Raw genomic sequence first — 14,792 nt, 5'->3', positions numbered from 1 at the left:
CCCCCGGCGGCTCTTCAGGCTCGGTTGTCGGCCGGCTCGTGCGCCCGGACGCCGTCCAGGCGGCTCAGAACCCGCCGGTCTGCTCGTCCCGGCGGCGCTGCCAGCGCTGCTCCACGCGGTCCATCATCCCCGCCTTGCGGCGCGGCGCGGCGGCCTGCTTGGGGCCGGTGCCCTGGCCCGCGGGCCCCCGGCGCCAGCCCGTCACGGCGAACACCGCGCACCCGAGCATCACCAGGAACCCGACCACGCTGACCCAGATCTGGTCCGGAACGACCATGCCGCCCATCAGCAGGGCGACGCCCACCACGAAGCCGGCGACGGCCAGGTAGACCCGTCGGCGGGTGTAGGTGCGCAGCCCGGTTCCCTCAAGCGCCGACGCGAATTTGGGATCTTCGGCATACAGCGCTCGCTCCATCTGGTCGAGCAGTCGCTGCTCGTGCTCCGAGAGCGGCACGGAGTCCTCCTACTCGTCGGTCGCGGGTGCGACCGGTCCGCCGCCCCGGTCGGGGAGGCAAGTCCATTCGGCCTTCGGGACACGCGGTCGGACGCCTGTGCGGGGGACCCGGTCCGTGTCGTCCATATGCCCCATGCGTCCGGCTGTCATGCTTTCCGGCTTTACCCAGATCATACGGTCCGTGGGCCCGTTCCGGGGTGGTCCGCGGCGCGTGGGCCGGGCCACTTCGGCCGGGGCCGACCGCACTCCTCCCAACGCCGCGGACGGCGAACTAGTGCCCGATCCGGTGGAATCGGCCCGGACCTGGGGAGCTGCGACGATCACCGCCGGGCGGCCGGGAGGTGGAGGGGAGACGAACCGCCGCCGCACGGTGTGCGAAGCGCGCGGCGGCGGACGTCCGGACGGCCGTCCGGGAAGGCCGTCGAAGGCTCAGCCGAGCGTGGCCAGCAGGTGCAGCTGTGTCGCCACGGCGTGGAACGCGGGCTGCGCGGCGGCGGCCTCCTCCAGCTTCAGCAGCGCCTCCATCGCGCCCGGCTCGGTGTCCACCAGGACCCCGGGGACGAGGTCGGAGAAGACCCGGACGCCGTGCACCGACTCGACCCGCAGGCCCGCGCCCTCGGCGAGGCCGGTGAGCTCCTCGCCGGTGAAGCGGCGCGGCATCGGGTCCTGCTCGCCCCAGCGGCCGTCGGTGGCCGACAGCACGGTGCGGGCCTCGGTGAAGTGGCCGGCCAGCGCGCGGGCCAGCACGGCGCCGTTGCGGTTGGCGGCCAGCAGGCTGACCAGGCCGCCCCGGCGCAGGGTGCCGGCCAGGCTGCCGAGCGCCTCGGCCGGGTCGTCCACGACCTCCAGGACGCCGTGGCACAGCACCGCGTCCATCGTGCCGGGGGCGATCACCTCGGGCAGGGTCTGGGTGTCGCCCTGGACGGCGCGAACCAGGTCGGTCACGCCGGCCTCGGCGGCCCGGCGCTCCAGCGCGAACAGCGCGTCCGGGCTCGGGTCGACCACGGTGACGCGGTGGCCGAGCTTGGCCACCGGCACGGCGAAGTTGCCCGTGCCGCCGCCGGTGTCGACGACGTCGAGCACGGGCTGGTCCAGCTCGGCGGCCCGCTTCTCCAGGGCGGCCCGCACCACCTCCCAGACCACGGCGGTACGCAGGGCGCTGCGGGGGCGCGTCGGGTACAAGGCGGGACTCCTCGGCACGTGCAGATCGATCGGGAACGTCACCACCTTAGACCGGGCGGGTGGGACCGCCGTCACGCCTCGTGCGGGGAGTCGCCGGCCGGGGGCAGGCGCGGGGCGGGCGGGGTCGGGCGCAGGCCGAGGAGGCGCTCGACCAGACGCAGGAACAGGGCGGTGTTGCGGACCAGGTCGTCGGCGTCGCGGGCCGAGGCGGCGCCCCGGATGCCGGCCTCGGCGGCGGCCCGGCGGCGGGCGCCGGCGCCGTAGTAGACGGCCCACTCGGCGAGTTCCGGCGCGACCTCGGGCAGCACCTCCCAGGCGCTGCGGATGGCTTTTCGGCGGCGCGGGTTCTTCTCCGGCCGCCCGCGCACGGCGAGCACGGCCGCGACCGTGCGCAGCGCGGCCAGGTGCGCGGCGGCGTAGCGCTCCAGCGGGTCCTCCAGGGCGCGGGCCCCGGCGAGGGTGCGGTGGGCGTCGGCGAGCAGGTCGAGGGCGGCCGGCGGCGCGGCGACCCGGCGCAGCACGGGGTGGACGTCCCCGCCGCCGGGGCGGGCGCCCGGGGAGTGCGGCAGGGCGGCGGAGTGGAGGCGGGCGGTGACGGGCTCAGGGTGGCTGATGGTCATGGTCTCCCCCGTTCCGAGGCAGCGCGCGGACCGGGTGGTCCGTGCTCCTCCATCGTGAACGGCACCACTGACAATTCCCGCCGGTGCGGTCACCCCCGGTGGCCGGCTCCCCCTCGCCGCGCTCCGCCGCCCCGTGTCGGCGGTGCGCGGCGTCCCGGCCGGCTCCGGTGGCGGGCCCCTGCGCCGACCCGCCGCCCGCCCCCCAGGGGCGGGGGGCGGGCCGGTCGCCGCCGCGGGGGGGGGCGCCCCCCCCCCCCCGCCCGCGCCCGCCCCCCCCGGGGGCCGGCCCCCCGCACGGGTCCGCCGTCCGGGGTGCGCGGCGCCCGACGCGCCCCGCAGCCCGGGTGCCACCACTGTGGCGTCCGCGCAGGTCGGGGGGCTATCCGCAGAAGTACTCAACCGCGGATCTGAGTATCCGTACTCAGGTCCGCGCCCGCGCCGCCGCGCCGGAACCGGCGGGGTGCCCGGCCGCGTCCCGGTACGGTACGGCGAGGCCGGCGGACGGCCGTTCCGAGGAGGGGACCCGATGACGATCCTGCCGCTGATCTTCACCAGCGGACTGGCCAGCGGCATCAACGCGTACGCGGTGGTGCTGCTGCTCGGGCTGCTGGGCCGGTTCGGGGGCGCCGACTCGGTGCCGCCCGCCCTGGAGCGCACCGACGTGCTGGTCGCGGCCGCCCTGCTGTTCCTGCTGGAGGCGGTGGCCGACAAGATCCCGTACGTGGACAGCGTGTGGGACGTCGTGCACACCGTGATCCGCCCGGTCGCCGGCGCCACCGTGGCCGCGCTGATCGCGAGCAGCCACCCGGGCTCGCTGGGCGAGGTCGCGGCGGGCGCGATGGGCGGCACGACGGCGCTGGTCAGCCACCTGGTGAAGGCCTCGCTGCGGATGGCCGTCAACACCTCCCCCGAGCCGGCCAGCAACATCGCGGTCAGCCTGGCCGAGGACCTGTCGGTCGCCGGCCTGGTCACCCTGGCGATCTTCCACCCGTGGCTGGCCGCCTCGATCTCGGCCGTGCTGCTGGCGATCGGCGTGCTGCTGGTGTGGCTGGCGATCAGCCGGATCCGCGCGTTCCGCGCCCGCCGCCGCGAGCGCAAGGCCGCCCGCGCGCGGGCGGCTCAGGGGGTGTACGCCCAGCAAGCGTAGGTTGCCGTAGCCATAGGATCTGTGCCATGGCAAGGATCGTCGTCATCGGCGCAGGAATGAGCGGGCTCGCGGCGGCCTCCCGGCTGGCGACCCTCGGACACCGGGTGACGGTCTGCGAGGCGAGCGGCACCTACGGGGGCATGGTCGGCCGGTACGAGCGCGACGGCTTCGCCTTCGACACCGGCCCCGGCCTGCTCACCCTCCCGGCGGTCTACCGCGACCTCGCGCTGAAGACCGGCCGCGAGCCGCTGGAGCAGCTCGTCGGGCTGGCCCCGGTGGACCCGGAGAGCCGGCACCTGCTCCCGGACGGCACCGCCCTCACGCTGCCCAACGCCTCGCGCGGCGGCGTCGCCCAGGCGCTGGACGACGCCTTCGGCGCCGGGTCGGGCGCCCGCTGGAACGCGGTGGTCAACCGCGGCCGGACGGTCTGGGAGGCCACCCGCCGCCCGCTGCTGGAGGAGCCGCTCCCGGCCGACCCCAGGCCGCTGCACGCCGACCCGTACCCCGTCCCGCCCCGGCGCGGCCTCGCCCGGCTGCGTCCGTCCGGCCGCTGGACGCTCGCCGACGTCGCGGCGCGCGAGCTCGACGGCCACCCCGGGCTCACCGCCCTGCTGCACGAGCACGCGGTGCGCTTCGGCTTCGACCCGCGCACCGCTCCGGCCGCCGCGACCGTCCTGCCGTACATGGAGCAGTCGTTCGGCGTCTGGTACGTCAAGGGCGGGATGCGCGCGCTGGCGGACGCGGTGTACCGGCGCTGCGAGCAGCGCAAGGTCGAGTTCCGCTTCGACACCCGCTTCGAGGAGGTGCTGGAGAAGGACGGCCGGGCCGCCGGGGTCGTCACGACGGCCGGGCCGGTCGAGGCGGACTTCGTCGTCCACGCCGCGGACGCGAACCGGCAGTACCGCGAGTGGACGGGCATGGCGCCGGACCAGGACCACTGGCCGGACTCGGTGGCCCACGCCGACGACGTCCCCGGCCGGGCCGTCGTGCTGCTCGCCCTGCGCGGCGAGCGCCCGGCGGGCACCGCGCACCGCACGGTCGTCCACGCCGCCGACCCGGCCGCCGAGCTCGCCGGGATCTTCGGCCCCGGCCCGCTCCCGGAGCGCCCGACCGTGCAGGTGCTGCGCCCGGACGACCCGTCGCTGCACCCCGCCGGCCACGAGTCGGCCGTGCTGACGGCCACCGTGCCGGCCGGCGGCGTCGACTGGACGGAGCCGGGCGTCGCCGACCGCTTCGCCGACCGGATGGTCGCCCAGGCGCAGGCGGCGGTCCCCGGGCTGGCCGGCCGCGTGCTGTGGCGGGTGGTCCGGACCCCGGCCGACACCGAGCGCGAAACGGGCTCGTGGCAGGGTTCGGTCCCGCGTCCGGCGCTGCCCGGCGGCCGTGGCGCGTTCCTCCAGGCGCCGACGGAGGACGCCCCCGGCTTCTACCTGGTGGGTGGCGCCGCCCACCCCGGCGGCGGGCTGGCGCGGGTCGGCATGTCGGCCTGCATCGCGGCCAACCTCATCGGCCCCGCCTGACCGACGAGGGCCGGGCTCAGCCCTGGTGCCAGGTGTTCTGCTGCTGGTAGCCGTACCCCTGGTCGTACGTCGGCTGCTGCGGGATGCCCTGGGTGTGCTGCTCGGGCTGCGGCTGCCACTGCTGCTGCTGTTGCTGCTGCTGGGCGTTCGGGTCCCAGGCCGGAGCCTGCTGCGGGTAGCCGCCGCCGTACGGGTCCTGCTGCGGGTAGCCGTACGGGTCCTGCTGCTGCGGGTAGGTGCCGTAGCCCTGGTCGTACGCGAAGGCGGGCTGCTGCTGCGGTTGCTGCTGCCACTGCTGCTGGTCGTAGGCGGGCTGCTGCTGCGGGACGTCGTACCCGGCCTGGTAGGCCTCCGCGTACGGGTCCTGCTGCTGGTGCTGCTCGTAGTAGCCGGGCGTGTAGACGCCGTCGGCGGCGAGCTCCTGCATCTCGAAGGCGGCGGTCTGCTCGACCTCCGGGACGGCCTCGCCGACGGGGGCGAGCGGGTCCGGCTCCGGGGTCTCCTCGACGGCGCTGACCTCGCCGACCCGCGTCTCAGCCGCCACCGCGACGGCGGCCACCGCCGCGCCGCCGGTGAGCGCGCCGAGCAGCGGCACCTTGGCGAGCGGTCCCGGCAGGGAGCCGTCGGCGGCGCGCAGCGACCAGCCGCCGGTGTAGCCGCGCTTGACCGAGAGGGTGACGAACGTCTGGCCGACCGCGAAGAGCGCCGCGCCCGCGCCGATCACCGGGACGGACCCGAGGACCATCCCGCCGGCCACCCCGAGGAAGCCGGCCAGGGCGAGCGCGCGCCAGTGCACCGGGGCCCGGTTCTGCAGGAGCAGCTCGGCGACCAGCCAGAGCGCGACCACCGCCAACGCGGCGTACAGCAGCAGGTATCCGATGCCCATCCGCCCGATACCTCCAGTCGCGTGCCCGCGCGCGCCGCGCGTGTGCGGCGACTGTACCGGTTCAACGGCCGGGGCACCGCATCGCGTTCCCGCCGTCCGTGGGGCCTGACTGCACACGACCGAGCCCGCCACCATCGGTGCGGTGACGGGCCCGTGAACGCTCAGCGCCGGTGCAGTCCGAGGTTCTGGTAGATCTCCAGCGTCGCGGTCGAGTGGTTGAGCGTGATGAAGTGCAGGCCGGGCGCGCCCTCGGCGAGGAGCCGCTCGGCCATCGCGGTGGCGTGCTCCATGCCGATCGCCCGCAGCGCGGCCGGGTCGTCGATCGCGCTCCGCAGGCGGGCCTCCAGGTCGGCGGGGAACGCCGAGCCGCTCAGCTGCGGGAAGCGCTCCAGCTGCTTGGCGTTGGTGACCGGCATGATCTCCGGGATGATCGGCGCCTCGCAGCCCGCCGCCGTCACCCGGTCGCGCAGCCGGAGGTAGTCGTCGACCTCGAAGAACATCTGGGTGATCGCGTAGTCGGCGCCCGCGCGGATCTTCGCCACGAAGTGCCGGATGTCGTCGTCCCAGTTCGTCGAGCGCGGGTGCATGTTCGGCGAGGCCGCCACGCCGACGCAGAAGTCGCCGATGCCCTTGATCAGCTCGACCAGCTCGTAGGCGTAGGTGACGCCCTCCGGGTGGCTGACCCACTCGCCCGTCGGGTCGCCGGGCGGGTCGCCGCGCACCGCGAGGACGTTGCGCACGCCCTGGTCGGCGTACTGGCCGATGATGTTGCGCAGTTCGGCGACCGAGTGGTCGACCGCGGTCAGGTGGGCGACCGGCGTCAGCGTGGTCTCGGTGGCGATCCGGCCGACCATGTTGACGGTGCGCTCGCGCGAGGAGCCGCCGGCGCCGTACGTCATGCAGACGAAGTTCGGGTCGAGCGGCTCCAGCCGCCGGATGGCGTCCCAGAGCTTCTGCTCGCCGACCTCGGTGCGCGGGGGCATGAACTCGAAGGAGAAGGACCGCTTGCCTGCCGCCAGCAGCTCGCGGACCGTCAACGCGCGGTCCGATCGGGTGGAAGCGATACCGAGTGCCATGCTGGCAGGTTATCCGCCGCCCGAAGGGCCGCGACAACTCGGTTCCACGGATTGAGACAAAGAATGGACGGCATTCCGCTTGCCGTTCCGGCCGCGCCCGCGCCCTGCTCGCACGGGTGTTCCCGGCCGCCCCGCTACGCTTGCTGCACCCCAAGCGAACCACCGGAGCCTCATCGTGACCTCGTCCAGCAACCGGCCGGCCAACCCCATTGACGTGGAGGACGTCCGCGAGCGCGTCAACGCCGCCCTCGCCGCGTTCATGGACGGCCAGTCCGCTCTGCTCGGCGGGATCTCGCCCCAGCTGGCGCCCGCCGCCGACGCGCTGCGCGACTTCCTGCTCGACGGCGGCAAGCGGCTGCGCCCGGCGTTCTGCTACTGGGGCTGGCGCGGCGCCGGCGGCTCGGCCGAGGGCGAGGGGATCGCGAACGCGGCGGCGGCCCTGGAGCTGCTCCAGGCGAGCGCGCTGGTCCACGACGACCTGATGGACCGCAGCGACACCCGCCGCGGTCTGCCGTCGATCCACCGCCGCTTCGAGGCGATGCACCGCGAGCGCGGCTGGCGCGGCGACCGCGAGCAGTACGGCGCCTCGGCCGCGGTGCTGCTCGGCGACCTGCTGCTGATCTGGTGCGACGAGCTGTTCCTGCGCTCCGGCCTGGCCCCCGCCGCGGTGCTGGCCGCCAAGCCGGCGTTCGACCTGATGCGCACCGAGGTCATGCTCGGCCAGTACCTGGACGTGCTGGAGCCGGTCGCCGGGGACTCGACGGACGAGGGTGCGCTGGACCGGGCGCAGACGGTGCTGCACTACAAGTCGGCGAAGTACACGATCGAGCGCCCGCTCCAGGTCGGCGCGCTGCTGGCCGGCGCCGGGCCCGGCCTGGTCGCGGCGTACGGCGCGTTCGGCCTGCCGCTGGGCGAGGCGTTCCAGCTGCGGGACGACCTGCTCGGCGTCTTCGGCGACCCGGCGGTCACCGGCAAGCCGGCCGGGGACGACCTGCGCGAGGGCAAGCGCACGCTGCTGGTCGCGCACGCGATGCGCGGGCTGCCGGCCGCCGACGCGCGGCACCTGGACGAGCGGCTCGGCGCGCCGGACCTCGCGCCCGCCGAGGTCGCCGGCCTGCGGGACCTCGTCGCGCGGAGCGGGGCGCCGGAGCTGGTGGAGGCCCGGATCGACGAGCTGATGCGGCAGTCGCTGGCCGCCCTGGAGGCGGCGCCGCTCGCCGACCGGCGCGCCCGCGAGGTGCTGCTCGCCCTGGCCGAGGCCGCCACCGTCCGCAAGTACTGAGCCTCGCGGCCGACGGCGGCCCCTGCCGGGATCAGGCCTGGCGCAGCCGCCGGGAGAGCTCGGCGGCGGCCGCCCGCGGGTCGTCCGCGGCCGTGATGGCGCGCACGACGACGATCCGGCGGGCGCCCGCGGCGAGCACCTCGTCGACGTTGCCCAGGTCGATGCCGCCGATGGCGAACCACGGGCGGTCGGTGGGCTGCTTCGCCGCGTACGCGACCAGGCCGAGGCCCGGGGCCGGGCGGCCCGGCTTGGTCGGGGTCGGCCAGACCGGGCCGGTGCAGAAGTAGTCCACGCCGGGCTCGGCGACCGCCGCGTCCACCTCGGACTCGGCGTGGCAGGACCGGCCGATCAGGACGTCCTCGCCGAGGATCGCCCGGGCGGCCGGGACGGGCAGGTCGTCCTGCCCGAGGTGCAGGACGTCCGGCCGGGCGGCGTGGGCGACATCGGCGCGGTCGTTGACCGAGAGCAGCTTGCCGTGGCGGCGGCAGGCGTCCGCGAAGACCTCCAGGGCCTCCAGCTCCTGCTTGGCCTCCAGGCCCTTGTCCCGGAGCTGGACGATGTCGACCCCGCCGGCCAGCGCCTCGTCCAGGAACTCGGCCAGGTCGCCCTGCTCGCGGCGGGCGTCGGTGCACAGGTACAGCCGGGCCTCGGCCAGCCGCTGACGCGGCGTGTCCGCCGCCATCAGATCAGCATCGCCTGGGCGCGGCGCTTGACCTCGGTGCCACGGTTCTCCCGCAGCGCCTGGATCGGGCTGCCGGGCAGCGACGGGTCCTCGGTGAAGAGCCACTCCAGGATCTCCACGTCGCTGTACCCGCAGTCGCGCAGCACGGTCAGGGTGCCGGACAGGTGCTTGACCAGCCCCTGGCCGTCGATGAACGCCGCAGGGACCTGCAGCGAGTTGTTCGGGCCCCGCCGGACGGCGATCAGGCCGCCGTTGCGGACGAGGTCGCGCACCTCGGTGACGCGGACCCCCCACTGCTCCGAGATGTCGGGCAGGTACATCCACTCGGCGACCAGGGCTTCAATCTTGCTTTCGATCTCACTCACGCCACCAGACTGCCACCTCCGGAGCCCGCCGCGCACCAGCCGCTACCCCGCGACCGCCGATTTCAGCGCCACCGCCGGGTCCGCGGCCCGGGCCGGGTCCAGCGCGGTGCCGCGCTCGATCAGGCGGCGGCCCTGGGTGAGGTCGCGCGGGCGGTCCACGGCCAGCAGCGCGCTCGGCACACCGTCGCGCAGCCACAGCACCGACCAGGTCGCGTCCTGCGGGGAGCCGCGCCAGAGCAGCTCGTCGCCCTCGGCGTGCCGCCCGGCGTACTGCACCATGCGGCCGAACTGCTCCGACCAGAAGTACGGCACCGGGTCGTACGGCGCGTCCACCCCGAGGACGGCGGCGGCCGCCGCCTCGCCGGACTGCAGCGCGTGGTCCCAGTGCTGGACGGCCAGCCGGGCGCCGGAGCGGACCGACGGGTAGCTGACGCAGTCGCCGGCCGCGAAGACGCCCGGCAGGCTGGTGCGCAGCCGCCCGTCCACGACGACCGCACCGGTCGCGTCCAGCTCGACGCCCGTGCCGGCCAGCCAGTCGGTCGCGGGCCGGGCGCCGATGCCGACCACCACCTCGTCGGCGGGCAGGTGCGAGCCGTCGGCCAGCAGCACCGCGCCGGGCTCGACGGCCGCGACGCCGACGCCGCAGCGCAGGTCCACCCCGGCTCCGGCGTACCAGGCGGCCATCGCCGCGCCGACCTCCCCGGGCAGCGCACCGGGAACGGGCGCCGGACCCGCCTCGACGACGGTCACCTCGCAGCCGGCCTCCCGGGCGGCGGTGGCCACCTCCGCGCCGATCCAGCCGGCGCCGACCAGCACCAGGCGCAGGCCGGGCCGCAGCAGCGCGCGCAGGGCGAGCGCGTCGTCCAGGGTGTGCAGGAGGTGGGCGCGCTCGGCGCCGGGCAGGGCGCGCGGGGTCGCGCCCGTGGCGATCACCAGCGATCCGTACGGGAGGTCGCCGGCGTCGGTGTGCAGCACGCCCGGGGTGAGTCCGGTGGCGCGGCGGCCGGTGAGCAGTTCGACGCCGAGGTGCGGGAAGTCGATGTCCAGCGTGGTGGCGTCGCTCTTGCCGAGCAGGACGTCCTTGGAGAGCGGCGGCCGGTCGTACGGCGCGTGCGGCTCCTCCCCGACCAGCACGATCCGCCCCTGCCAGCCGCCCCGCCGCAGCCCCAGCGCGCACTGCGCGCCGGCCAGCCCGGCCCCGACGACGACCACCCGATCCGTTCCGCTCAGCTCTGCCACGGCGCCACTGTACTCAGCGGCCCCACGCGCCCCGGCGGCCCGTCCGTCCCGCGCACGGGCGGGCCGCGCCGGGCCCGTCCACCCTTCGTACGGGCCTTCGGCCGGGCGGACCACCGGAGTTATGGTGGGGACACCATCACGGGAGCCCGGCGTACCGGGCTGAGAGGCGGGCTGGCACGGCCCGCGACCGTCCGAACCTGATCCGGGTCATACCGGCGAAGGGAGAAGAGCAGCTTTGACACGCTTGGCACCGGGCAGCCGCGCCGACGTGCTGGTGATCGGCGGGGGCGTCATCGGCCTCGCCGTCGCCTGGCGGGCGGCGCAGCGCGGCCTGGAGGACATCGTCGTGGTCGACCCCTCCCCCGGTCACGGGGCGGCCGGGGTCGCGGCCGGGATGCTCGCCCCGGTCACCGAGCTGCAGTACGGCGAGGAGCCGCTGCTGCGCCTCGGGATGGCCTCGAACGAGCGGTACGCGGCGTTCGCCGCCGAGCTCACCGAGGCGAGCGGCGGCGAGGACACCGGCTACCGCCGGTGCGGCACGGTCGCCGTCGCGCTGGACTCCGACGACCGCGCGGAACTGCGCGAACTGCACGCCTTCCACGAGCGGCTCGGCCTCGACTCGACCTGGCTGACCGGCCGGGAGGCCCGCAAGCTGGAACCGATGCTGGCCCCCGGCGTGCGCGGCGGCCTGCACGTGGCCGACGACCACCAGGTGGACCCCCGCCGGCTGCTGACCGCGCTGGTCCGCGCCTGCGAACGCTCGGGCGTCGTGTTCCACCGCACCGAGGCCGTCGAGCTGCTGGTCGAGGGCGGCCGCGCGGTCGGCGCCCGGCTCGGCACCGGCGGAACCCTCGCCGCCGACCGGGTCGTCCTCGCCGCCGGCCCGCACAGCCACCGGCTGCCCGGCCTGCCGGAGGACGTGCTGCCGGCGGTCCGTCCGGTCAAGGGGCAGATCCTGCGGCTGCGGATCCCCGACGCCTACCGGCCCTTCCTCAACCGCAACGTCCGCGCGGTCGTGCGCGGGCAGCACCTGTACCTGGTGCCGCGCGAGAACGGCGAGCTGGTGATCGGCGCGACCACCGAGGAGCAGGGCTACGACACCACCGTCACCGCCGGCGGGGTCTACGAACTCCTGCGCGATGCCCACGAGTTGGTCCCCGGCATCACCGAACTCCCGCTCGTCGAGACCTCGGCCGGGCTGCGTCCCGGCTCGCCGGACAACGCACCGCTGCTCGGACCGACCGACCTGCCCGGCCTGGTCGCCGCGACCGGCCACTACCGCAACGGCGTCCTGCTCACCCCGGTCACCGCCGACCTGCTCGCCGACTACCTGGCGACCGGCGAAGTCCCCGAGCTCGCACGGCCGTTCGCACCCTCCCGGTTCTCCCCCGCCCGCTCCACCACGAAGGCCGTCGCATGACCGACATCGCACTGACCGTCAACGGCGAGCCCCGCGAGGTGCCCGCCGCGACCACCCTCGCCGAGGTGGTCACCACCCTCAGCAAGGCCAACACCGGCGTCGCCGCCGCGCTCAACGAGGCCGTGGTGCCACGTGGTTCGTGGTCCGAGACGCGGCTCTCGGCGGGCGACCGGATCGAGATCCTCACCGCCGTGCAGGGAGGCTGAGCGCCATGGCCGACGACCTCTTCACCATCGCCGGGACGACCTTCACCTCCCGGCTCATCATGGGCACCGGCGGCGCCCCCAGCCTGGAGGTCCTGGAGCAGGCCCTGCGGGTCTCGGGCACCGAGCTGACCACCGTCGCGATGCGCCGGGTCGACGCGACCACCCAGGGCTCCGTCCTGGACGTGCTGACCCGCAACGGCATCCGGGTGCTGCCCAACACGGCCGGCTGCTTCACCGCCGGCGAGGCCGTGCTGACCGCCCGGCTGGCCCGCGAGGCACTCGGCACCGACTGGGTGAAGCTGGAGGTCATCGCCGACGAGCGGACCCTCCTGCCGGACCCGATCGAGCTGCTGGACGCCGCCGAGACCCTCGTCGACGACGGCTTCACGGTGCTCCCGTACACCAACGACGACCCGGTGCTGGCCCGCAAGCTGGAGGGCGTCGGCTGCGCGGCGATCATGCCGCTCGGCTCGCCGATCGGCTCCGGCCTCGGCATCCGCAACCCGCACAACTTCCAGCTGATCGTGGAGGGCGCGAACGTCCCGGTCGTCCTGGACGCGGGCGCCGGCACCGCCTCCGACGTCGCGCTGGCGATGGAGCTCGGCTGCTCCGCCGTGATGCTCGCCTCCGCGGTGACCCGCGCACAGGACCCGGTCCTGATGGCCGAGGCCATGCGGCACGCCACCGAGGCCGGCCGCCTCGCCCACCGGGCCGGCCGGATCCCGCGCCGCTTCCACGCGGAGGCCTCCTCCGCGATGGCCGGCCGCGCCGACCTCGACACCCGCGAGCGTCCGGCGTTCTGACGCCGCACCCGTGTCACAAGCCGGTCCCGGAGGCGATGTCCGCCGGGACCGGCCGCGACCCGCCGCACTACACTCCTCGGGTGGACACGGCATGGCGCGACCCCCTGATCGGTACCCTGCTCGACGGCCGGTACCGGGTCGAGCAGCGCATCGCGACCGGCGGCATGTCCACGGTCTACAAGGGCACCGACACCCGGCTCGACCGCGTGCTCGCCCTCAAGGTGATGCACCCCGACCTCGCCGGGGACGAGGGCTTCACCGCCCGCTTCATCCGTGAGGCCAAGGCCGTCGCCCGCCTCGCCCACCCCAACGTGGTCAACGTCTTCGACCAGGGCGCCGACCACGGGAACGTCTTCCTCGCCATGGAGTACGTGCCCGGCCGCACCCTGCGCGACCTGCTGCGAGACCGCGGCGCGCTGTCGATCCGGGCCGCGCTGGACATCATGGAGCCGGTGCTCGCCGCGCTCGGCGCCGCCCACCGCGCCGGGCTGGTCCACCGGGACGTCAAGCCGGAGAACGTGCTGATCACCGACGGCGGCCTGGTCAAGGTCGCCGACTTCGGCCTGGTCCGGGTCCTGGGCAGCGCCGACGGCGCCCCCACCTCGACGACCACCGCCACCGGCGGCACCGTCATGGGCACCGTCTCCTACCTCGCGCCCGAGCAGATCCTCCCGGACGCCCCCACCGACCAGCGCGTGGACGTCTACGCGGCCGGCATCCTGCTGTACGAGATGCTCACCGGCACGCGCCCGCACACCGGCGACAACCCCGTCCAGGTCATGTACAAGCACCTGCACGAGGACGTCCCCCCACCCTCGCGCAGCGTCCCGACCGTCCCCCCGGCGCTCGACGCGATAGTGCTCGGCGCCTGCGCCCGGACCCCCGACACCCGCCCGTACGACGCCGTCGAGCTGCTGGCCACCCTGCAGCGGGTCCGGCGCGAGCTCGGCCCGGCCGAGCTGGACGCCGAGCCGCCGACCTCCACCAGGCCCAGCCCGCGCTACCCGACCAGCGAGCCGACCTCGGTGATCCAGCGCACGCCGCAGGCCGCCCCGCACCAGCTGCCGCTCCCCCTCCCGCAGCCGGTCGAGCCGCCCGTGGCCGAGCGCACCAGCGTCCTCGACGTCCCGCCGGACCTGATGGACCAGCTGCTGGTCGAGCCCCGCCCCTACGACGAGCCCACCCCCGTCCGCCCGCCCCGCCCGAACCCGCTGCGCCGCGTCCCGCGCAAGCCGGTGATCTGGGCCTCCGCGCTGACCGTCCTGGTGCTGCTGGTCGGCGGCGTGACGTACGGGCTGTCCGAGTCGCTGTACGGGCCGGTGCCCGGGGTGCTCGGCAAGGACCGCGCCGAGGCGCAGCGGATCCTGGACAAGGACGGCATGCACGGCAAGTTCGTGGACGCGTACAGCGAGACCGTGCCGTCCGGCCAGGTGATCTCCACCGACCCCGGGGTGGGCACCCGGTCGCGCAAGAGCGACGCCGTGACGGTCACCGTCTCCAAGGGGCCGCACCGGATCGCCGTGCCGGACGTCACCGGCAAGCCCGCCGACCAGGCCGCGTCCGCGCTGACCGGCGTGCAGCTGGCGAAGGGCTCGGTGACCCAGACGTTCAACGACGCCGTGCCCGAGGGCTCGGTGATCAGCAGCTCGCCGGTGGCCGGCCAGCAGGTGGCGGAGAACACCCCGGTCTCGCTGGTGGTCAGCAAGGGCATGGTGCCGGTGCCGGACGTCACCGGGATGACGAAGGACGCGGCCGAGAAGGCGCTCACGGCGGCCGGGTTCACGATGCAGACCACCGGGGTCAACCTGTTCGGCAGCGGCAAGGCGAGCAGCCAGTTCCCGGCGGCCGGCGAGCGGCGTCCCCAGCACACCGCGGTGACGGTCAACTTCCCCTTCATCTGAGGGGGTTGG

General features: G+C 75.4%; 15 protein-coding genes and 1 riboswitch. Of the genes, 7 read left to right on the top strand and 8 right to left on the bottom strand.

Going from position 1 to position 14,792, the window contains the following annotated elements:
* Positions 1-64: 64 nt before the first annotated feature.
* From ACFV4G_RS33930 to ACFV4G_RS33920, 3 genes are all read right to left on the bottom strand, one after another.
* Positions 65-454, bottom strand: a complete 390-nt coding sequence (locus ACFV4G_RS33930; protein ID WP_380446029.1) for a DUF3040 domain-containing protein — start codon at positions 452-454, stop codon at positions 65-67.
* Between the two features lie 429 nt (positions 455-883).
* Complete coding sequence (locus tag ACFV4G_RS33925) at positions 884-1,636, bottom strand: methyltransferase domain-containing protein (RefSeq protein ID WP_380446028.1); 753 nt, start codon at positions 1,634-1,636, stop codon at positions 884-886.
* Between the two features lie 71 nt (positions 1,637-1,707).
* Entirely contained in the window at positions 1,708-2,256 is a 549-nt protein-coding gene (locus ACFV4G_RS33920) for an SAV_6107 family HEPN domain-containing protein (protein WP_380446027.1), read from the bottom strand.
* 526 nt (positions 2,257-2,782) lie between these two features.
* Here ACFV4G_RS33920 and ACFV4G_RS33915 point away from each other — a divergent pair.
* Both ACFV4G_RS33915 and ACFV4G_RS33910 read left to right on the top strand, forming a co-directional pair.
* Positions 2,783-3,403, top strand: coding sequence for a DUF4126 domain-containing protein (locus tag ACFV4G_RS33915; protein WP_380446026.1), 621 nt, complete (start codon positions 2,783-2,785; stop codon positions 3,401-3,403).
* Between the two features lie 26 nt (positions 3,404-3,429).
* The gene (locus ACFV4G_RS33910; RefSeq protein WP_380446025.1) at positions 3,430-4,923 is read left to right on the top strand and encodes a phytoene desaturase family protein; all 1,494 of its coding nucleotides are present in this window, start codon (positions 3,430-3,432) and stop codon (positions 4,921-4,923) included.
* 16 nt (positions 4,924-4,939) lie between these two features.
* On the opposite strand, the gene ACFV4G_RS33905 is transcribed toward ACFV4G_RS33910, so the two are convergent.
* Together ACFV4G_RS33905 and metF are read right to left on the bottom strand one after the other, a co-directional pair.
* Positions 4,940-5,809, bottom strand: coding sequence for a hypothetical protein (locus tag ACFV4G_RS33905; RefSeq protein ID WP_380446024.1), 870 nt, complete (start codon positions 5,807-5,809; stop codon positions 4,940-4,942).
* A gap of 161 nt (positions 5,810-5,970) precedes the next feature.
* Entirely contained in the window at positions 5,971-6,885 is a 915-nt protein-coding gene (gene metF / locus ACFV4G_RS33900) for a methylenetetrahydrofolate reductase [NAD(P)H] (RefSeq protein WP_380446023.1), read from the bottom strand.
* 175 nt (positions 6,886-7,060) lie between these two features.
* Between metF and ACFV4G_RS33895 the strand changes: the two genes are divergently transcribed.
* Positions 7,061-8,167 carry a polyprenyl synthetase family protein gene (locus ACFV4G_RS33895; protein WP_380446022.1) on the top strand — a complete coding sequence of 369 codons (1,107 nt, stop codon included), beginning with the start codon at positions 7,061-7,063 and terminating at the stop codon, positions 8,165-8,167.
* Positions 8,168-8,198: 31 nt separating this feature from the next.
* On the opposite strand, the gene thiE is transcribed toward ACFV4G_RS33895, so the two are convergent.
* From thiE to ACFV4G_RS33880, 3 genes are read right to left on the bottom strand one after another with little or no spacing between them, the layout of a single operon-like run.
* The gene (gene thiE, locus ACFV4G_RS33890; protein WP_380446021.1) at positions 8,199-8,849 is read right to left on the bottom strand and encodes a thiamine phosphate synthase; all 651 of its coding nucleotides are present in this window, start codon (positions 8,847-8,849) and stop codon (positions 8,199-8,201) included.
* Positions 8,849-9,214, bottom strand: coding sequence for an Rv2175c family DNA-binding protein (locus ACFV4G_RS33885; protein ID WP_380446020.1), 366 nt, complete (start codon positions 9,212-9,214; stop codon positions 8,849-8,851). The genes thiE and ACFV4G_RS33885 overlap by 1 nt, the downstream gene beginning before the upstream one ends.
* A gap of 42 nt (positions 9,215-9,256) precedes the next feature.
* On the bottom strand, positions 9,257-10,453 hold the full coding sequence (locus tag ACFV4G_RS33880) for an NAD(P)/FAD-dependent oxidoreductase (protein ID WP_380446019.1): 1,197 nt from the start codon (positions 10,451-10,453) through the stop codon (positions 9,257-9,259).
* A gap of 128 nt (positions 10,454-10,581) precedes the next feature.
* A riboswitch (TPP riboswitch) is annotated at positions 10,582-10,694 on the top strand.
* On the opposite strand from ACFV4G_RS33880, the gene thiO reads away from it, so the two are divergent.
* The 4 genes from thiO (at position 10,689) to pknB (ending at position 14,783) form a co-directional block, all read left to right on the top strand.
* Positions 10,689-11,873 (top strand): glycine oxidase ThiO, encoded by a 1,185-nt coding sequence (gene thiO / locus ACFV4G_RS33875; protein WP_380446018.1) that lies wholly within the window; start codon positions 10,689-10,691, stop codon positions 11,871-11,873. It overlaps the preceding riboswitch by 6 nt.
* Complete coding sequence (gene thiS / locus ACFV4G_RS33870; RefSeq protein ID WP_380446017.1) at positions 11,870-12,079, top strand: sulfur carrier protein ThiS; 210 nt, start codon at positions 11,870-11,872, stop codon at positions 12,077-12,079. The genes thiO and thiS overlap by 4 nt, the downstream gene beginning before the upstream one ends.
* 5 nt (positions 12,080-12,084) lie before the next feature.
* Positions 12,085-12,882 (top strand): thiazole synthase, encoded by a 798-nt coding sequence (locus tag ACFV4G_RS33865; RefSeq protein ID WP_380446016.1) that lies wholly within the window; start codon positions 12,085-12,087, stop codon positions 12,880-12,882.
* A gap of 80 nt (positions 12,883-12,962) precedes the next feature.
* Positions 12,963-14,783, top strand: a complete 1,821-nt coding sequence (pknB, locus tag ACFV4G_RS33860) for a Stk1 family PASTA domain-containing Ser/Thr kinase (protein WP_380446015.1) — start codon at positions 12,963-12,965, stop codon at positions 14,781-14,783.
* Positions 14,784-14,792 lie beyond the last annotated feature (9 nt).

It is taken from the genome of Kitasatospora sp. NPDC059747 (assembly GCF_042732955.1).
Taxonomy (GTDB): domain Bacteria; phylum Actinomycetota; class Actinomycetes; order Streptomycetales; family Streptomycetaceae; genus Kitasatospora.
The sequence above is the reverse complement of the archived record's forward strand: the minus strand, read 5'-3'. Positions and strand labels throughout refer to the sequence as shown.

Coding starts and splice junctions, on each gene's coding strand:
- ACFV4G_RS33905 (WP_380446024.1), bottom strand. CDS start 5,809: ATGGGCATCGGATACCTGCTGCTGTACGCCGCGTTGGCGGTGGTCGCG.
- ACFV4G_RS33865 (WP_380446016.1), top strand. CDS start 12,085: ATGGCCGACGACCTCTTCACCATCGCCGGGACGACCTTCACCTCCCGG.
- metF (WP_380446023.1), bottom strand. CDS start 6,885: ATGGCACTCGGTATCGCTTCCACCCGATCGGACCGCGCGTTGACGGTC.
- ACFV4G_RS33910 (WP_380446025.1), top strand. CDS start 3,430: ATGGCAAGGATCGTCGTCATCGGCGCAGGAATGAGCGGGCTCGCGGCG.
- ACFV4G_RS33920 (WP_380446027.1), bottom strand. CDS start 2,256: ATGACCATCAGCCACCCTGAGCCCGTCACCGCCCGCCTCCACTCCGCC.
- ACFV4G_RS33915 (WP_380446026.1), top strand. CDS start 2,783: ATGACGATCCTGCCGCTGATCTTCACCAGCGGACTGGCCAGCGGCATC.
- thiS (WP_380446017.1), top strand. CDS start 11,870: ATGACCGACATCGCACTGACCGTCAACGGCGAGCCCCGCGAGGTGCCC.
- thiE (WP_380446021.1), bottom strand. CDS start 8,849: ATGGCGGCGGACACGCCGCGTCAGCGGCTGGCCGAGGCCCGGCTGTAC.